This window comes from Vibrio genomosp. F10 str. 9ZD137, from assembly GCF_049974785.1.
In the GTDB taxonomy this organism is placed as follows: Bacteria; Pseudomonadota; Gammaproteobacteria; order Enterobacterales; family Vibrionaceae; genus Vibrio.
Genome location: NZ_JBNGCJ010000978.1, coordinates 1 through 330 on the forward strand (window position 1 = coordinate 1; position 330 = coordinate 330).

The following is a 330-nucleotide window of genomic DNA, read 5'->3' on the forward strand; positions in this document are numbered from 1 at the left end:
ACCGCTCTTCCGATCTTTTCATTCCTGGGTAAGCTTCGTACACAATCTTACCTTCATGAATCAGCATAAAGCCTTGGGTACGGAACTGCGGGTCGACAAGGTAATCTTCCATTGTCATTTCACCCTTGCTTTCTGTTTGAACTTTTAACTTAGCCAGCTCTGGGTGAATATCTTTAACTAACGGCTTGTAATTTTCACTTGGTGAAGCAACCGCTGTAGGCATGAATTCGCTCATGTGCATGTTGTAATAAAAGGAGTGATCGCCACCCATTTGCCAATGAAAGTTATTAAAACCAGCACGAGCTGCGTCGACAAATTCATTGGAAAATG

1 pseudogene is annotated in these 330 nt (G+C 42.7%); it reads right to left on the minus strand.

The features are described from left to right. Positions 1–330: pseudogene (locus tag ACP45E_RS21105) on the minus strand (serine hydrolase domain-containing protein); the annotation flags it as partial.